Source organism: Methylobacterium sp. J-118 (assembly GCF_057836565.1).
Map to the genome: position 1 here is coordinate 54,262 of NZ_JBYQFA010000001.1, position 16,652 is coordinate 70,913.

A 16,652-nucleotide genomic window follows, 5' to 3' on the forward strand; every position below is an offset into this window, starting at 1 on the left:
GTCCTCCACGGATCTCACATCACCCCGCCGTCGACCGTGATCGTCTCGCCGGTGATGTAGGCGGCGCCCGCGGCGAGGAAGAAGATCGTCTCGGCGATGTCCTCCGGCCGGGCCATGCGGCGGAGCATCGTGTGCTGCACCGTCGCGGCCTTGCGGGCCTCCGGCCAGGGTTCGGTCCAGGGCGTCGCGACGAGGCCCGGGGCCACCGCGTTGACCCGCACCTCCGGCGCCAGCGCCCGGGCGAGGCTGCGGGTGAGGTTGATCAGCCCGGCCTTGCTGGCCGAGTAGGCGATCGACGAGCCGCGCCGCCCGAGCCCGGCGACCGAGGCGGTGTTGACGATGGCGCCCCGGTTCTTCCTGAGGGCCGCCGCCGCCGCCCGCGCGCAGCGATACGGCCCGAGCAGGTTGGTCGCCAGGATGGTCTGCCAGAAGTCTTCGGTCATCGCGTCGAGGTCCTCGAAGGCGATGGGCGTGGTGGTGCCCGCCGTGCCGGCGTTGTTGACCAGCACGTCGAGGCCGCCGAGCCTGTCGATGCCGTCCGCCACCATCGCCTCGGCCGCGCCCGGCGCTGAGACGTCCCCGGGCAGGGCGATCACCGAAAGCCCCTCCCCCGCCAGCCGGGCGGCCTCGGCGGGGCCGCGGGGATCGTCGGGCAGGTGGTTCAGCGCGACCGTCGCGCCGTTGCGCGCGAAGTGCGCCACCGTTGCGAGCCCGATGCCCGACGACGCCCCGGTGACGAGGACGCGCCGGCCCGAAAGATCCGCCCCGATCATGTTCCCTCCATCCGGCCGATCCCGGCCATCGCGGCTTTGAGCGCCAGGAGCTTGCGGTCGCGCTCGCGGAACAGCTCTTCCGGAGGGCGGCCGCCCCAGTCGAAATAGCCGCGCCCCGCCATCACCCCGGTCCGGCCTTCGGCGCAGAGGGCGTCCAGGGTCTCCGAGCGGGTGCGCGGCGGCGGCGGCGCGTAGCTGGCGTTGGCGAGCGCCCGCTGGGTCAGCTCCAGCCCGGTGAAGTCCGCCTTGGCGAGGTGGCCGAGGATCGGGATGCGCAGGCTGAGGCCATGGATGATCGCGTCGTCGATGTCCCTCGGCGCGGCGACGCCCTCGTCGAGGAGCCGGAAGACCTCGGCGCTGATCGCCTGCTGGATCCGGTTGGCGACGTAGCCGGGGATGAAGCGCTTCAGCACGATCGGGACCTGGCCCAGCTCGCGCACCAGATCGGCCATCGCGGCGACGACCGCCGGGTCGGTGCCGGGGCCGGGCACCACGTCGACGAGGTCGACGATGTAGGGCGGCGTGTACCAGTGCAGGATCAGCGCCCGCCCCTGCCGGTCTTCCGGGATCAGCGGGAAGACGTCGAGGTAGCTGGTGTTGCTGGCGAGGATCGTGTCCGCCGGGCAGAGCCGGTCGAGCTCGGTGAACAGCGCACGCTTGGCCTCCGGGTTCTCGGTGATCGCCTCGATCACGAGGCCGGCGCCCGCCACCGCGGGTTCGAGTTCCGCCTCGACCCGGACGGTGCGTGCCAGCCTGTCGGCATCCCAGCCCTCCGGGGCGGCGCCCGCCTCCTGCAGGGTCGCGAGAGCGGAGGCCATGAGGGCGGGCACCCGCGCGCGGGTCTCGGACTGCGTGTCGGTGATCCGCACGGCATGCCCGTGGAGCGCCAGCACCAGGGCGATGCCGTGCCCCATCAGGCCGCCCCCGACGATCGCGATCTCGGTCATGCGGCGGGCCTTCTCTGTGGAATGTCGATCCGGGTCGCGGGCCGACTGACAGCGCGGCGCTCGCGTGATCGGTTACGTCGAAAGCTTATCGGACCTGTCCCGGCACGCGCCCTCCCTCCCCCCTCTGCGGGGGAGGGTGGCCCCCGAAGGGGGTCGGGAGAGGGGAGCGACGCTGCAGAATAAGGCTGTATCCGTCCGGCCAGTCGCGCCCTTTTCTGAACCCGGGTTCCCCCCTTGCGGGACTTCGTCCCGACCCGACCCCTGCTGACGCAGGGGCTACCCTCCCCCGCAGAGGGGGGAGGGAGACGCGTTTGCGACCGTGCGTTCATGGCCTTCGACGCAAGAGCTTCCATTCTTCCCTCACACCGTCGCGATCGGCGTCGTCGGCGAGCCGACCGCGCCGGGCAGGCGCAGCGGCGGGGCCGTCAGCAGGAACCGGTTGCGGCCGTGCGCGCGCAGCCAGTCGGCCAGCGGCGTCAGGTGCCAGAGCTCGCCGAGATTGACCCCGAGCTTGAACAGGCAGTGCTCGTGGAGCGGCAGCGTCGCGCAGCAGGCGGGTCCGGGCCCGGCCGGATAGGCCTCGACCGCGTAGTTGTCGGCGATCAGCGCGCACAGCCCGGTGCGGGTGATCCAGTTGAGGAGCGCCGGGTCCCGCCCGTCGAGCCCGGCGCAGAGGGTGTGGACCAGTTTCGGGTCCGGATTGCCGCCCATGGCGATCAGCCGCTCGGCGAAGCCCGTGTGCAGGCAGACCATGTCGCCGGGCTCGACCACGACGCCGTCGGCCTCCAGGATCCGGGCGAGCTGGGCGTAGCCGACCTTGGTCTTGGCGTCGCCCAGATGGGCGCGCAGGTCGATCATCACCGCCCGGCCCTGCATGCCGGCCTCGGCGAGGCGCTCGATCCCGAGGTGCTTCGCCCGCGACGGCTGGTCCGCCGCCTCGGCGCGCTCCGGCCCGACGATGTCGCGGCCGCCGCGGAAGCCGTTGTAGAAGGTCGGGCCCGCGCCGGTGCCGTCCGCGTCGAACAGCGACCCGACATGGGCGAGCGAATCCCACTGCGTCGAGTATTGCAGGTGGATGAGCGCCCGGTCGTCGCAGATCACGTCGGTGGCGCCCTCGACCTCCTCGCAGACCGGGAAGTTCATGTTCGGCCGGCCGTTGGCGCGCCGGGTCGGGGTGATCTGCGGTGGGTGCCGGCGCGGGTTCAGGACGTTGCCGCCCGGCAGGTCCAGCGGCAGGCTGAGGCAGAAGGTCAGGCCCTCCCGCACCTCGGCGACGCCCTGCAGCACCTTCTCGGGGGTGAGCAGGTTCAGGCGCCCGCGCTCGTCATCGGGGCCGAAATCGCCCCAGGTCGAGCCCTCGGGCCGGCGGGTCCAGCGCAGACTCATGGGCGTCGTCCCCGGCAGGGCCGGGCGCCGCGGCGCGGGACGGTCCCGGGCGCGGCCAAGCGTGCGTTCCTCACCTGTCCGTCGCCCTTCTTCGAGGCCGTCGGTCCCGCTTCGCGTCGGGCCGGGCACGAACCTAGGCCGGGAGGGCCGGACTCGGAAGCCCCGCGGGCGGACAGGGCGGCCCTCGTGAAACCCCCTCGTGAAACCCCCGCCGCAGCGGCGCCGCCGACGCGGCGCGAACGACTCGGGGGAAACGTCACCCGTCCCGCGCCGACCGGCCCTTGTGATCCGTCGGGCGCCGGCTACAGTCGACCCAAGCCCGCGAATAAAAAATGCGGGCGCCCAGAGAGGAAATGCCGATGTCCGAGACCGCGCGCGCCGTCGCCCGGCGCGTCCAGATCCGGCGCATGCTACCCGTGCTGCTGGCGGCGGGCTCGATGCTCGCCGGCCCGGCGCGGGCGGCCGACCCGATCCGGATCGGTGTGATCGCCGAGGCGCAATCGGTCGCCGGGGCCTCGATCCCGCAGGCCGTGCAACTCGCCGCCGACGAGATCAACGCCAAGGGCGGGGTCGACGGCCGGCAGATCCAGGTCGTGACCTACGACGACAAGAGTTCCGCCTCCGACGCGGTGCGCGCCTTCCAGCGGGCGGTCTCGGAGGACAAGGTCAGTCTCGTCATCGCCAGCTACGTCTCCGAGGTGGTGCTGGCGCTGATGCCCTGGGCCGCCCGGCTCAAGACCCCGATGATCACCCCCGGGGCCGCGTCGAACGAGATCAGCGTCAACGTCCACAAGGACTACGCGCGCAACAAGTACACCTTCCACGGCTACCTGACCTCGCACGCCCTGGCGCAGGGGATCTGCGATTCGGCCAAGGAGGTGCTGGTCGAGAAGCTCAAGGCCAAGACGGTGGCCATCATGAGCGAGGACGCGGCCTGGACCCGCCCGCTCGACGCCGGTTTCGAGGAATGCCTGCCGCAGAGCGGATTGAAGGTGGTGGAGCATGTCCGCTTCTCGCCGGACACGGGCGACTTCACGCCGATCTACAACAAGATCGAGGCGGCCAAGCCGGACCTGATCGTCACCGGCATCGCCCATGTCGGGGTGCAGCCGACGGTGCAGTGGCAGACCCAGCAGGTGCCGATCGCCATGACCGGCATCAGCGGGCAGGCCACCGCCTCGACCTTCTGGGCCAACACCAACGGGGCCAGCCAGGGCGTGCTGTTCGGCAGCGTCGCGCTCCCCGGGATGGCGCTCACCGACAAGACCATCCCGTTCACCGAGGCCTTCACCAAGCGCTTCGGCGGCGCGCCTTCCTACGCGGGCTACATGGCCTACGACGCGACCTACTATGTGGCGGACGCGGTCCGGCGGGCCGGGTCCACCGAGGCCGACACGCTGATCGAGGCCCTGGAGAAGACCGACTGGGTCGGCACCGTCGGCCACATCGCCTTCTACGGCAGGGACGAGACCTTCACGCACTCGATCAAGTACGGGCCCGGCCTGATGACCGGCGTGCTCGGCCAGTGGCAGAACGGCAAGCAGGTCGCGATCTGGCCGACGGCGGCCGCCAACGGGACCCTGATCCTGCCCCCCGCGGTCAAGCCGGCGGTGCAGTAGTGCGGACGGGGAGCGCGCTGTGATCGGCCTCCAAATCCTCGTCGACGGCTTCGCGATCTCGGCCCTCTACGCGCTCGGCGCGATGGGCTTCACCCTGATCTTCGGGGTCTCGGGCGTCCTCAACCTCTCCCACGGGGCCATCATGGTGATGGCCGCCGTGGCGGCCTGGGCGGCCTCGGCGCTGTTCGGCCTCGGCTCCTACGCGGGGGCGCTGATCGGCGTCCTGTGCGGGCTCGCCGGCGCGCTGGTCACCTACTTCGCCATCGTCGCGCCGATCGAGCGCAGCAGGGCGATCCCCCGGGAGGAGAAGGAGATCTTCGTCCTCACCGGCACCCTGCTCTGGGGGATCATGATCCAGGAGCTGGTGGCCTACTTCTTCACCGACAATCCCAAGACGGTCTTGCCGATCGTCGAGGGGGTGATCGAGATCGCCGGGGTGCGCACGCCGCGGAACGAGATCTTCACCGCGGTGATCTGCTGGGTGGTGATCGCCCTGCTCTGGCTGTTCGTGAACCGGGCCCGGGCCGGCAAGGTCCTGCTCGCCGCCTCCATGAACCCGCGCGGCGTGACGCTGCTCGGCCACGACATGGCGAAGATCTACGTGGCCGTCTGGGCGATCTACGGGCTGCTCGCCGGCATCGCCGGGGTGCTGCTCGGGATGTTTCTCGGGGTGTCCTCGTATTCCGTGGGGCCGCTTACCGCGAGCGCCTTCTCGATCGTGGTGCTGGGGGGCTTAGGGTCGGTCACCGGCTCGCTGATCGCCGCCTACGTGGTGGGCTATCTCGAGACCGCCACCGCCTACCTGATCTCGCCGGCCTATCGGGTGATCCCGGCGCTGCTGTTGCTCGTGGCCGTGATGTACCTGCGCCCGCAGGGCCTGCTGGGGCGGCGGTGATGGTTTTTCTTACGCCACGGGTCCCCGACCCGCGCCCTCATCCTGAGGCGCCCGCGTCAGCGGGCCTCGAAGGAGCCCTCCAGCCAGCCGCGCGATCCCTGGAGGCCTCCTTCGAGGCCGCTGGCGCGGCACCTCAGGATGAGGGGAATGGTTGGGAAAGGCCTCTGCGCCGAACGAGCCTGATCGTTATCCTGCGCGAGGCCACCCCATGAAGCTCCTCACCACCCCCGGCTTCTGGATCGCGATCCTCGCCGTCGCGGCGGCCGCCACCCTCCCGTGGTACGTCTCCGGCTACATCCTCGGCCTGCTGACCATCGCCTACTACTTCGGCGTGTTCGCCATGGCCTGGGACCTGCTCTTCGGCTTTGCCGGGGAGGTGAATTTCGGTCCGACCTTCCTGATCGGGCTCGGGGCCTACGGCGCCGGCATTCTCAACAACCGCTACGAGCTGCCGATCCCCTACTGCTTGGCTGCCGGGACCGCGCTCGCCGTGGTCGGCGGCCTCGCCTTGGCGCTGCCGGCGCTGAAGGTGCGGGGCCCCTATTTCGGGCTGATCACCCTGGTGGCGGTGCTGCTCCTGCAGAACATGATCGTGGTGTTCTCCGGGCTGACCGGCGGCGAGATCGGGCTCACCGTACCCGACGTCATCTCGATCGACGCCGACACCAACTACTGGCTGGCTCTGGGCTTCATGGCGGTCTCCGGGCTGATCCTCACCGCCATCGCCCGCTCCCCCGCGGGGCTGATCCTCCAGGCCGCCGGGCAGGACCCGGTGGTGACCGGGGCGCTCGGCTTCAACGTCGCCAAGCACAAGCTCGCGGCCTTCGCGGTCAGCGCCGCCTTCTCGGGCCTCGCGGGCGGGCTGGTGGTCTTCTACATGGGCACGGCCTCGGTCGGGACGCTGATCGACACGGCGGTGGGCGTGCAGGTGATCATCGCGGCGGTGCTCGGCGGCCGGCGCACCATCGTGGGCGCGGCTTTGGGCGCGGTGTTCCTGATCGCCGCGGGTGAATTGCTGCGCCCGCTCGGGGCGCTGTCGACCTTCGTGGTCTCGGCGGTGGCTCTCCTCGTGATCCTGTTCGTGCCGTCGGGGCTTCTGGGCCTCGCATCCTTCCGGAGAGCGCGATGACCGTCGCCGTGAGGCCCGCGCCGCCGCAGGCCGTCGCCCCCGTCCCCGTGGCGGCCGAGCCGTGCCTGACGGTGCGCGGCCTGACCAAGCGCTTCGGCGGCCTCGTCGCCGTCAAGGACATCGATCTCGACCTGCGGCCCGGCGAGATCCTGGGCCTGATCGGCCCGAACGGCTCGGGCAAATCCACCGTGATGAAGCTGATCATGGGCCTGGAGCGCCCGAGCGCCGGCTCGATCCGCCTCGACGGCGCCGAGATCGGCGGGCTGCCGGCCCACCGGGTGGCGCGCTCCGGGATCGGCCTCGTGTTCCAGCACGCGCGCCCGCTCCAGCGCCAGACGGTGCTAGAGAACATCAGCCTCGCGCTCCTGCCCGACAGCCTGATCCGGCTCGCCGCCGACCCGCACGTGGCGCGGCGTGCCAAAGAGATCGCCGAGCGCGTCGGCCTCGGCGCGGTTATCGATCGGCGCCCCGGCACCCTGCCCTTCGCGGATCTGCGCCGGCTGGAGCTCGCCAAGGCGATCGCCCGCGACCCGCGGGTGGTGCTGGTCGACGAGCCCTTCGCGGGCCTGACCGGTGGCGAGGTCGCGGCCTTCTCGGAGCTGATCCGGGGGTTCCGCGACGAGGGCAAGGCCGTGCTCCTCGTCGACCACAACGTGAAGAGCGTCTCGGCCCTCGTGGACCGGGTGTTCGCCATGTATCTCGGCGAGCGCATCGCCGAGGGCTCGGCCGAATCCGTGATGGCCGACCCGACCGTGCGCCGGGTCTATCTCGGCGGCAGCATCGAGACCGCCGCCCGGCCCGAGGCGGCGTTCAAGCCGGATTCGCTGCTGACCGTCGCGGGCGTCGACGTGCTCTACGGCAAGGCGCAGGCGTTGCGCTCCGCCTCGATCCACGTCCACGAGGGCGAGTTCGTCTCGGTGGTAGGCCTGAACGGGGCGGGCAAGACCACCCTGTTCAACGCGATCTCGGGCCTGGTGCCGCATACCGGCACGATCCGGTTCGACGGCCGGGATCTGACCCGGATGAAGCCGGCCGCCATCGCCCGGGCCGGCATCGTCCAGGTGCCGGAGACCCGCGAGCTGTTCGGCGACCTCAACGTGCGCGAGAATCTCGACCTCGGCGGCCAGCATTTCCCGAAGGCCGAGAGCGCCAAGCAGCGCGAGTGGCTCTACGAACTGTTCCCGATCCTCAAGGCCCGCGAGGGCCAGAGCGCCCGCACCCTGTCGGGGGGCGAGCAGCAGATGCTGACCATCGCCCGGGCGCTGATGATGCGGCCCCGCCTGCTGATCCTCGACGAGCCGACGCTCGGCCTCGCCCCGGTGATCCTGGAATTGCTGTCAAAGGCCCTGGAGCGCCTGCGCCAGACCACGCCGATCACGGTGCTGCTCGGCGAGCAGAACGTCACCTTCGCGCTGCCCCACGCCGACCGGGTCTACGTGCTGGAGCAGGCCCGGATCGTCTGGGAGGGCCCGCCGCAGCGCTTCGCCAGCGAGATGGGGTCGGCGTATCTGTGAGGGGCGCTTCCCCTCCCCTGGCGATCCCGGGCCTGCCCGGGATCGCTCGAGCTTGCGGGGAGGGGTCAGGGGTGGAGGTGGCTCAGGATCCAGCGGACCGGTGCCTCCTGCACCACCCCCACCTCCGTCTCCTCCCCGCAAGGGGGAGGAGAGAAGCCCGCAGCAACCGATGTGAGCGGAGCGGACACCGTGGACTTCACCCTCTCCCAATCCCAGACGCATTGGCTGACCCGCGTTCGCGCCTTCATCGACGATGCGGTCCTGCCGGCCGCGGGCGCGGTGGCGGCCGAGCGGGCGCAGAGCCGCGACCCCTCGCCCACCATGGAGCGGCTGAAGGACAGAGCCAAAGTCGAGGGCCTGTGGAACCTGTTCCTGCCGCCCTCCCCCGAGCACGACACGGAGGACTACCGCGGTGCCGGCCTGACCAACCTCGACTACGCGCTCTGCGCCGAGGCGATGGGCCGGGTCGGGATCGCGTCGGAATGCTTCAACTGCGCGGCCCCCGACACCGGCAACATGGAGGTGCTGCACCGCTACGGCAGCCCCGCCCAGAAGGACGCCTGGCTCAGGCCCCTGATGGCGGGCGAGATCCGCTCCGCCTTCCTGATGACCGAGCCGGACGTCGCCTCCTCGGACGCCACCAACATCGCGACGTCGATCCGCCGGGACGGCGATCACTACGTCATCGATGGCCGCAAGTGGTGGTCGACCGGCGTCGGCGATCCGCGCTGCCGGATCGCGATCCTGATGGGCAAGACCGACCCGGAGGCGCCCCGCCACCGGCAGCAGTCGCAGATCCTGGTGCCCATGGACACGCCGGGCGTGCGGGTCGAGCGGCTGCTGCCGGTCTTCGGCTACGAGGACGCCCCCAAGGGCCACGGCGAGGTCGTGCTGGAGAATGTCCGCGTGCCGGCCGAAAACCTGATCCTGGGTGAAGGCCGCGGCTTCGAGATCGCGCAGGGGCGGCTGGGTCCGGGCCGCATCCACCATTGCATGCGCACGATCGGGGCGGCGGAAGTGGCGCTGGAGGCCATGGCGCGCCGCCTCGTCTCCCGGGTCGCCTTCGGCAAGCGGATCTCCGAGCAGTCGGTCTGGGAGCAGCGGGTCGCGGAGGCGCGGATCGACATCGAGATGACCCGGCTGCTCTGCCTGAAGGCCGCCGACATGATGGACACGGTCGGCGCCAAGGGCGCCAAGCTCGAGATCGCCATGATCAAGGTCGCGGCGCCCCGGGTGGCGCTGAAGGTGATCGACGACGCGATCCAGGCCCATGGCGGGGCCGGCGTGTCGGAGGATTTCGGGCTGGCCAAGATGTACGCTCATATCCGCACCCTGCGGCTCGCCGACGGGCCCGACGAGGTCCACAACCGCGCGATCGCCCGGCTCGAATTCGGGCGCTACACCAACGCCCGTGAGGCGGAGCGTTCATGAGCGACGCCGAAATCTTCTCCGGCGTGAAGCCGGTTGAGCCGCGCCACCGGATCGACGAGGCGCGGCTCGCCGCCTGGATGGACGGGCACGTCCGCGGCTTCTCCGGGCCGCTCACCGTGCAGCAGTTCCGCGGCGGCCAGTCGAACCCGACCTACCGGCTCGACACGCCGGCCCAGGCCTACGTGCTGCGGCGAAAACCGTTCGGGCCGCTCCTGCCCTCGGCCCACGCGGTGGAGCGCGAGTTCCGGGTGATCGGCGCCCTCTACGGCGAGGGCTTTCCGGTGCCGCGCCCCTTCGCCCTCTGTGAGGACGAAAACATCATCGGCGCGGGTTTCTACGTGATGGAGGCGGTGGGCGGCACCGTGCATTGGGACGGGGCGCTCCCGGGCCTCGATCCCCATGCCCGCCACCGGCACTATGCCGGGATGATCGCGACGCTCGCCCGCCTCCACGCGATCGACCCGGAGGCGGCGGGGCTGTCCGATTACGGCCGGCCCGGCAACTACTTCGCCCGGCAGGTCGACCGCTGGACCCGCCAGTACCGCGCCGCCGAGGACGGGCGCCTGGAGAATGTCGAGCGGCTGATCGCGTGGCTGCCCCGGACCGTGCCGGAGCAGCAGGGTGCCTGCGTGGTCCACGGCGACTACCGCCTCGACAACCTGATCTTCTCCGCGGATGGCGGCGTCAGCGCGGTGCTCGACTGGGAGCTGTCGACGCTCGGCGATCCGCTCGCCGATTTCAGCTACCTGCTGATGCAGTGGGAGTTGCCCGCCGACGGGCGCAGCGGCCTCGGCGGCCTCGATCTGGCGGCGCTCGGCATCCCCGGCCGCGACGAGGCGGTGGCCCTCTACTGCCGGGCCGCGGACCGCGAGAACCTCCCCGACCTCGATTGGTACTTCGCCTACAACCTGTTCCGGCTGGTCGGCATCCTCCAGGGGGTGGCCGCCCGGGCGAAGGCGGGCAACGCCGCGAGCGAGCACGCCTCCGCCATGGCGGCGCGGGTGCCCAAGCTCGCCGCCGCGGCCTGGGCCTTCGCCGCGCGGGCGGGGGCCTGAGCGTGGACCTCGGCAGCGACCTGGCCGGCCGCGTCGTCGCCGTCACGGGGGCCGCCCGCGGCATCGGCCGGGCGCTCGCCGTCGCGGCCGGGGCAAGGGGGGCACGGGTCGTTGCCCTCGACCGGGACGGGCCCGGGGCGGAGGCCGTGGCGGCCGCGCTCGGCGGACGGGGCTTCGCCCTCGACGTGGGCGACGCGGCGGCGGTCGCTGCAATCCTGACGCGCATCGAGGCCGAGATCGGCCCGATCGCGCTCTATGGCTCCAATGCCGGCATCCTGGAGCGCGACCCCGACCCGGAACTGGCCACCTCCGCGGATCTCGACAGCTGGGCGCGGTCCTGGTCGGTGAACGTCATGGGCCATGTCCACGCGGCCCGAGTGCTGGTCCCGCTCTGGCGCGCCCGGGGCGGCGGTGCGTTCCTGGGCACCGTCTCGGCGGCGGGCCTCTTGAGCCAGATCGGCAGCGCCACCTATTCGGCCACCAAGCACGCGGCGCTGGCCTTCCTGGAACACCTCGCCATCGCGCATGCGGCGGACGGGATCCGGGTCGCCGCCCTGTGCCCGCAGGGGGTCGACACCGCCATGCTGGGGGCGGCCAGCGCGGCGTCCCGCGACGGCGTGCTGTCCCCGGAGGCCGTGGCCGAGGCCGCCCTCGACGGGCTGGCGGCCGGGCGCTTCCTGATCCTGCCGCACCCGCAGGTGGCAGAGTACGCCCGCCGCCGGGCCGAGGATCCCGAGCGCTGGCTCGCCGGCATGGCGTGCCTGCGGCAGGCGATGCTGGCGGAGGCGTGAGGATGGGCGGGGGCCACGCAGATCGCAACGCCGGCGGGACCCGCGCGTCCCCCTCCCCCCGCTGCGGGGGAGGGTGGCCCCTGCGTCAGCAGGGGTCGGGAGAGGGGAGCGACGGTTCAGAAAAGAGCACGGGCCTTCATGCCGGCTCCACCCCTTTCGGAAGCCGGGTTCCCCTCTCCCGACCCCCTTCGGGGGCCACCCTCCCCCGCAGAGGGGGGAGGGAGAGCGCCGGTCATTCATATCAGCGTAAGATCCCGCCATGTCCCTGTTCGATCTGACCGGCAAGGTCGCCCTCGTCACCGGCTCGTCCCGGGGCATCGGGCGGGCGATCGCCCTGCGGATGGCCGAGCACGGCGCCCGGGTGGTGATCTCCTCGCGCAAGCGGGAGGCCTGCGACGCGGTGGTCGCCGAGATTGAGGCCGCGTACGGGCCTGGCCGGGCGGTGGCGATCCCGGCCAGCATCTCAGTGAAGGACGAGCTGGAAGCCCTGGTCGAGGAGACCGGGAACCGGCTCGGGCCGGTCGACGTGCTGGTCTGCAATGCCGCCAGCAACCCCTATTACGGGCCGCTCGCCGACATCTCCGACGCGCAGTTCCGCAAGATCCTGGACAACAACGTCCTGTCGAACCACTGGCTGATCCAGAAGGTCGCCCCCGGCATGGTCGCGCGGCGGGACGGGGCGATCATCCTCGTCTCCTCGATCGGGGCGCTCAAAGGTTCGCCCGTGATCGGCGCCTACAACGTCTCGAAGGCCGCCGACCTCCAGCTCGCCCGCAACTATGCGGTGGAATACGGCCCGGCCAACGTCCGGGTGAACTGCCTCTGCCCGGGCCTGATCCGCACCGACTTCGCCCGGGCCTTGTGGGAGGATCCCGAGATGCTGGCGTCTACGACCTCCGCCGCGCCGCTGCGCCGGATCGGCGAGCCCGACGAGATCGCGGGCGCGGCGGTGTTCCTGGCGTCGGCGGCGGGCCGGTTCGTCACCGGTCAGGCGCTGGTGATCGACGGCGGGGTGACGATCGCCCGATGAGCGCCGATCCCCGCCTCCCCGCCGGCTGGCCGGCCCTGCCCTTCCGGGAGGCCGAGGCGCGGCTCACCGCCCCGGGCGCGCCCTTCGCGATCGCGACGATTGACATCCGCGGCGTGCCGACCCGGATCTGGGAGAAGGCCCCGCCGACGCTCCGCGACCTGTTCCGGATCGCTCAAGGCCATGGGGAGAAGACCTTCGTGGTCTACCGCGACGAGCGCGTGACCTTCACGGGCTTTTCCCGCGCCGCGACCAATCTGGCGCGGGCCCTCGCGGAGGCCGGCGTGCGCAAGGGCGACCGGGTCGCCCTCGCCCTGCGCAACCTGCCCGAATGGCCGGTCTGCTACTACGCCGCCCTGCTGGCCGGCGCCATCGCCACGCCGCTCAACGCGTGGTGGACCGGGGCCGAGCTCGCCTACGGGCTCCGGCATTCCGGGGCGCGGGTGCTGATCGCCGACGGCGAGCGCTTCGCCCGGATCGCCCCGCACCTGGCCGAATGCCCGGCCCTGGAGCGCGTCTACACCACCCGGATGGCGCCCGACCCCCGGGCGACGCCGTTGACCGACGTGATCGGCCCGGTGGCGGGCTGGGCCGCCCTCCCCGACGTCGCCGTGCCCGACATCGCCCTCGACCCGGAGGACGACGCGACCCTGTTCTACACCTCGGGCACCACCGGCAAGCCGAAGGGGGCGGTCGGCACCCACCGGGCGGCCGCCACCACGGTGATGGCCTATCCCTACTCGGCGGCGCGCAGCTGCCTGCGCCGGGGCGAGACGCCGCCCAAGCCCGACCCGGCCGCGCCGCAGCGGGTGGCGCTGCTGGTGATCCCGCTGTTCCACGTCACCGGCTGCCACGCGAGCCTCGGGGCGGCCCTCTACGGCGGCCACCGCCTCGTGATGATGCATCGCTGGGACGCGAACGCGGCCCTCGACCTGATCGAGGCGGAGGGCTGCACCAGCGCGGGCGGGGTCCCGACCATCGCGTGGCAGCTCGCTACGGCGGCCCGGGAGGCGGGCCGGACGCTGCCGAGCCTCGACGCCGTGACCTATGGCGGCGCCCCCGCGGCCGGCGACCTCGTGCGGACCCTGGGCGAGGCCCTGCCGCAGGCCGTCCCCGGCACAGGCTGGGGCATGACCGAGACCTCGGCGACCTTCACCCACCATCAGGCCGAGGATTATCGGGCGCACCCCGATTCCTGCGGCCCGCCCCTGCCGGTCTGCGCGGTGCGGATCCTCGATCCCCTCGGGCGGGACCTGCCGCCGGGGAGCGTCGGCGAGCTCTGCGTGCAGGGGCCGAACGTCGTCCGCGGCTACTGGGACGATCCGAAGGCCACCGCCGAGACGTTCTCCGAAGGCTGGCTGCGCACGGGCGACCTCGTCCGCGCCGACGCCGAGGGTTTTCTGACGATCGTCGACCGGATCAAGGACATGCTGATCCGCGGCGGCGAGAACATCTACTGCTGCGAGGTCGAGAACGTCCTCTACGAACACCCGGACGTAGTCGACGCCGTGGTGCTGCCCGTGCCCCACCCGACCCTTGGAGAGGAGCCTGGCGCCATCGTGGCGCTGGCGGAGGGGGCGAGCGCCGGCCCGGAGGAGATCCGCGCCTTCGCGGCCACCCGGCTCGCGGCCTTCAAGGTGCCGGTGCGGGTGGTGGTCTGGGACGGGCTCCTCCCCCGCAACCCCGCCGGGAAGGTGCTGCGGGCGCCGCTGCGGAAGGTCTTCGCCGCGCCGTCGGATCAGAACGGCTCGCCCTCGTCGTCGGGGTGGTAGACGCGCAGCGACCGGCCGTCCGGGAATTGCACGGTCCGGCGGCGCACCACGAGGTAGCCGGCGGCCTCCGCGCTCCGCAGGCGCTCCAGGCGATCGTCCGCGTAGCCCGGGCCGTAAGCGGAGCCCGGCGCATATCCGTAGGACCGGTAGCGGGCGTAGCCCTCCGCGGGCGGCGGGGGCGGCGCCACGGCGACGAAGCGCGGATCGCGGGCCATCCGGGTCTGGGGCGCGGCGATCCGGGTGCGGCGTGGCGCGGCGGCGACCCGCTTGGGCGAGGGAACGGCGGCGTGCGCGACCTTGCGCTCCGGCGCCCGGCGGGCCGCGACCGCCCTCCGCGCGGCCGGAGCCGATCGGGCCTCCTGCGAGGCAGCCGGGGTCGCGGCGGTTGGGGCTGCAGTAACCGGCGCCGCGGCCTTCCGATCCGCGGCCGGCGGCGTCTCGGTGCCCGACTTGTGGGCCGGCGGGTCGGTCCAGGTCGAGCCCGCGGCGGGTTCGGCGGACGCGCCTCCGAGGCCGGCGAGCAGGAACAGGGCGACGAGGCTGGTTCGCGCACCGTGCGGCATGGTGCCCTCCTGGGATCGCGGCGCGCCGGACAGGCCCGCGGGGCGGCGCGACAATAGATCGAACCGCGATCCGGGGAAATCACGCCGATCCATTTCTGCGGGGATCGGCGAGACTCTGTCTCTATCGGTAACCGGTGGTCTCCGGGGACAGGCCCGCGCGCGGAAGGCCTGCGGCCGCGCGGTCGCGCCGGGGGGCGGAACCCCGGGCTCCGCGCGCGGTTGCCCCGCCATGTCCGCCTCCGCCGATGCGCCACCCGGCTCCCCACCCGGCCTGCGGGTGAGCGTCGATCTCAACCTCTGCCAGGCCTATGCCCAGTGCTGCTACGCGGCGCCGCGGCATTTCCGCATCGAGGGACACGAGGCCCTCTACTACGATCCCGCCCCCGCCGCGCAGGACCGGGATGATATCGAGCGGGCGCGCGTCGCTTGCCCGGTCCAGGCCATCCGGGTCGAAGATCCGGAGCGGCGCGGCTGATGGCACGCACCTCCGAGCGGGCGGTGATCGTCGGCGCCGGCCTCGCGGCCCTACGCGGCGCCGAGGCGATGCGGGCAGCCGGGTTTTCGGGTCCGCTGGCGATGATCGGCGCCGAACCGCATTATCCCTACGACCGGCCGCCGCTGTCCAAGCACGTCCTCGCCGGCGCGATCCCGGCGGACGCCACGACCCTGCCGGGCATCCACGGCCTGGACGCCGACTGGCATCTCGGCAACCCCGCAATCGGCCTCGACCGCGGGCGCCGGGCCGTGCTGCTCGCCGACGGGCGCGACCTCCCCTACGACCGCCTGCTGATCGCCACCGGCACCCGCGCCCGCCCGTGGCCGAATCCCCACGAGGGGCGCCTGGCGGGAGTCTTCACCCTCCGCGGCCGCGACGATGCCGCGGCTCTGCGCCGGGCCCTGGCGGCGGGGCCGCGCCGGGTGCTGGTGATCGGCGCCGGCTTCATCGGCTGCGAGGTCGCCAGCCTGTGCCGGAAGCTCGGCCTGCCGGTGACCCTGGTCGAGCCCGGCCCGACGCCGCTCGCCCGCGTTCTCGGCAGCACGGTCGGGGCGTTTATCGGGGCGATCCACGCGGGTCACGGCGTCGAGATCCGGTGCGGCGCCGAGGTCGAGTGGCTGGAGGATGCGGAGGGACGCCTGGTGCGCGCCCATCTCGTCGACGGCAGTCGCATCGACGCGGATGTCGCCGTCATCGCGCTGGGTGCCGTCCGCAACACCGAGTGGCTCGACGGGTCCGGGCTGTCGGCCGATCCCGGTGGGGTCGATTGCGACGCCTCCGGGCACGTCCACGACACGGACGGGCAGACCGACCCGCGCATCGCCGCCGCCGGCGACGTGGCGCGCTTCTCCCACCCGCTCTACGAGGGGCGGCGCGTCGCCCTGGAGCATTGGAGCCACGCGGCCGCGCAGGCCGTCCATGCCGGCCGTCTGCTCGCGGGCACGCCCCCCGGGGAGCCCTACGGCGCCCTGCCGACCTTCTGGTCGACGCAAGGGGACCTCGTGGTCAAGTCCGCCGGTTTGACCGAGGGCGCCGACGCGGTGGCGATCACCCAGGGCGACCCCGCCGCGGGCCGATTCATCGCCCTTTACGGCCGCGCCGGGCGCTGCATCGCGGCCCTGTCGGTGGATTCGGCCCGGTGGCTGCCGGCCCATGCCGAGATGGTGGCGGCCGGTGCGCCGTTCCCGCCCCGCGGCGCTGCGGCCGACCGACCGAAGGCGATCAAGATCCTCGAGCCGGGCTTTTCCTGAGAGA

15 protein-coding genes are annotated in these 16,652 nt (G+C 72.5%); 11 read left to right on the forward strand and 4 right to left on the reverse strand.

Going from position 1 to position 16,652, the window contains the following annotated elements:
- Positions 1-14 precede the first annotated feature (14 nt).
- From AC3IF3_RS00250 to AC3IF3_RS00260, 3 genes are all read right to left on the reverse strand, one after another.
- Positions 15-773, reverse strand: coding sequence for an SDR family NAD(P)-dependent oxidoreductase (locus AC3IF3_RS00250; RefSeq protein WP_489226648.1), 759 nt, complete (start codon positions 771-773; stop codon positions 15-17).
- Complete coding sequence (locus AC3IF3_RS00255) at positions 770-1,720, reverse strand: 3-hydroxyacyl-CoA dehydrogenase family protein (RefSeq protein ID WP_489226649.1); 951 nt, start codon at positions 1,718-1,720, stop codon at positions 770-772. The genes AC3IF3_RS00250 and AC3IF3_RS00255 overlap by 4 nt, the downstream gene beginning before the upstream one ends.
- 360 nt (positions 1,721-2,080) lie before the next feature.
- Positions 2,081-3,106 (reverse strand): cyclase family protein, encoded by a 1,026-nt coding sequence (locus tag AC3IF3_RS00260; RefSeq protein ID WP_489226650.1) that lies wholly within the window; start codon positions 3,104-3,106, stop codon positions 2,081-2,083.
- A gap of 359 nt (positions 3,107-3,465) precedes the next feature.
- Here AC3IF3_RS00260 and AC3IF3_RS00265 point away from each other — a divergent pair, with 359 nt between their 5' ends.
- From AC3IF3_RS00265 to AC3IF3_RS00305, 9 genes are all read left to right on the forward strand, one after another.
- Positions 3,466-4,725: an ABC transporter substrate-binding protein gene (locus AC3IF3_RS00265; protein WP_489226652.1), complete on the forward strand. Its 1,260-nt coding sequence runs from the start codon at positions 3,466-3,468 to the stop codon at positions 4,723-4,725.
- Positions 4,726-4,744: 19 nt separating this feature from the next.
- Entirely contained in the window at positions 4,745-5,620 is an 876-nt protein-coding gene (locus tag AC3IF3_RS00270; protein WP_489226654.1) for a branched-chain amino acid ABC transporter permease, read from the forward strand.
- Between the two features lie 208 nt (positions 5,621-5,828).
- Entirely contained in the window at positions 5,829-6,749 is a 921-nt protein-coding gene (locus tag AC3IF3_RS00275; protein ID WP_243970304.1) for a branched-chain amino acid ABC transporter permease, read from the forward strand.
- The gene (locus tag AC3IF3_RS00280; RefSeq protein ID WP_489226656.1) at positions 6,746-8,263 is read left to right on the forward strand and encodes an ATP-binding cassette domain-containing protein; all 1,518 of its coding nucleotides are present in this window, start codon (positions 6,746-6,748) and stop codon (positions 8,261-8,263) included. The genes AC3IF3_RS00275 and AC3IF3_RS00280 overlap by 4 nt, the downstream gene beginning before the upstream one ends.
- Positions 8,264-8,452: 189 nt before the next feature.
- Positions 8,453-9,694: an acyl-CoA dehydrogenase family protein gene (locus tag AC3IF3_RS00285; RefSeq protein ID WP_489226658.1), complete on the forward strand. Its 1,242-nt coding sequence runs from the start codon at positions 8,453-8,455 to the stop codon at positions 9,692-9,694.
- Complete coding sequence (locus AC3IF3_RS00290; protein ID WP_243970310.1) at positions 9,691-10,749, forward strand: phosphotransferase family protein; 1,059 nt, start codon at positions 9,691-9,693, stop codon at positions 10,747-10,749. Before AC3IF3_RS00285 ends, AC3IF3_RS00290 begins: the two co-directional genes overlap by 4 nt.
- 2 nt (positions 10,750-10,751) lie before the next feature.
- On the forward strand, positions 10,752-11,540 hold the full coding sequence (locus tag AC3IF3_RS00295) for an SDR family NAD(P)-dependent oxidoreductase (RefSeq protein ID WP_489226660.1): 789 nt from the start codon (positions 10,752-10,754) through the stop codon (positions 11,538-11,540).
- A 259-nt stretch (positions 11,541-11,799) separates the two neighbouring features.
- Positions 11,800-12,570 carry an SDR family NAD(P)-dependent oxidoreductase gene (locus tag AC3IF3_RS00300; RefSeq protein WP_489226662.1) on the forward strand — a complete coding sequence of 257 codons (771 nt, stop codon included), beginning with the start codon at positions 11,800-11,802 and terminating at the stop codon, positions 12,568-12,570.
- The gene (locus AC3IF3_RS00305; RefSeq protein ID WP_489226663.1) at positions 12,567-14,339 is read left to right on the forward strand and encodes a class I adenylate-forming enzyme family protein; all 1,773 of its coding nucleotides are present in this window, start codon (positions 12,567-12,569) and stop codon (positions 14,337-14,339) included. The genes AC3IF3_RS00300 and AC3IF3_RS00305 overlap by 4 nt, the downstream gene beginning before the upstream one ends.
- On the opposite strand, the gene AC3IF3_RS00310 is transcribed toward AC3IF3_RS00305, so the two are convergent.
- A complete protein-coding gene (locus AC3IF3_RS00310) occupies positions 14,306-14,902 on the reverse strand; it encodes a hypothetical protein (RefSeq protein WP_489226665.1) in 597 nt (198 codons plus the stop codon). The genes AC3IF3_RS00305 and AC3IF3_RS00310 overlap by 34 nt on opposite strands.
- Before the next feature lie 229 nt (positions 14,903-15,131).
- Here AC3IF3_RS00310 and AC3IF3_RS00315 point away from each other — a divergent pair, with 229 nt between their 5' ends.
- On the forward strand, positions 15,132-15,377 hold the full coding sequence (locus AC3IF3_RS00315; protein WP_243970509.1) for a ferredoxin: 246 nt from the start codon (positions 15,132-15,134) through the stop codon (positions 15,375-15,377).
- Positions 15,377-16,648 (forward strand): NAD(P)/FAD-dependent oxidoreductase, encoded by a 1,272-nt coding sequence (locus AC3IF3_RS00320; RefSeq protein ID WP_489226666.1) that lies wholly within the window; start codon positions 15,377-15,379, stop codon positions 16,646-16,648. The genes AC3IF3_RS00315 and AC3IF3_RS00320 overlap by 1 nt, the downstream gene beginning before the upstream one ends.
- The last annotated feature ends 4 nt before the right edge of the window (positions 16,649-16,652 follow it).

Bases quoted from the DNA above. Each gene is read 5' to 3' on its own strand.
- AC3IF3_RS00280 (WP_489226656.1), top strand. From the start codon at position 6,746: ATGACCGTCGCCGTGAGGCCCGCGCCGCCGCAGGCCGTCGCCCCCGTC.
- AC3IF3_RS00255 (WP_489226649.1), bottom strand. From the start codon at position 1,720: ATGACCGAGATCGCGATCGTCGGGGGCGGCCTGATGGGGCACGGCATC.
- AC3IF3_RS00250 (WP_489226648.1), bottom strand. From the start codon at position 773: ATGATCGGGGCGGATCTTTCGGGCCGGCGCGTCCTCGTCACCGGGGCG.
- AC3IF3_RS00320 (WP_489226666.1), top strand. From the start codon at position 15,377: ATGGCACGCACCTCCGAGCGGGCGGTGATCGTCGGCGCCGGCCTCGCG.
- AC3IF3_RS00300 (WP_489226662.1), top strand. From the start codon at position 11,800: ATGTCCCTGTTCGATCTGACCGGCAAGGTCGCCCTCGTCACCGGCTCG.
- AC3IF3_RS00315 (WP_243970509.1), top strand. From the start codon at position 15,132: ATGTCCGCCTCCGCCGATGCGCCACCCGGCTCCCCACCCGGCCTGCGG.
- AC3IF3_RS00265 (WP_489226652.1), top strand. From the start codon at position 3,466: ATGTCCGAGACCGCGCGCGCCGTCGCCCGGCGCGTCCAGATCCGGCGC.
- AC3IF3_RS00290 (WP_243970310.1), top strand. From the start codon at position 9,691: ATGAGCGACGCCGAAATCTTCTCCGGCGTGAAGCCGGTTGAGCCGCGC.
- AC3IF3_RS00275 (WP_243970304.1), top strand. From the start codon at position 5,829: ATGAAGCTCCTCACCACCCCCGGCTTCTGGATCGCGATCCTCGCCGTC.
- AC3IF3_RS00260 (WP_489226650.1), bottom strand. From the start codon at position 3,106: ATGAGTCTGCGCTGGACCCGCCGGCCCGAGGGCTCGACCTGGGGCGAT.
- AC3IF3_RS00305 (WP_489226663.1), top strand. From the start codon at position 12,567: ATGAGCGCCGATCCCCGCCTCCCCGCCGGCTGGCCGGCCCTGCCCTTC.
- AC3IF3_RS00310 (WP_489226665.1), bottom strand. From the start codon at position 14,902: ATGCCGCACGGTGCGCGAACCAGCCTCGTCGCCCTGTTCCTGCTCGCC.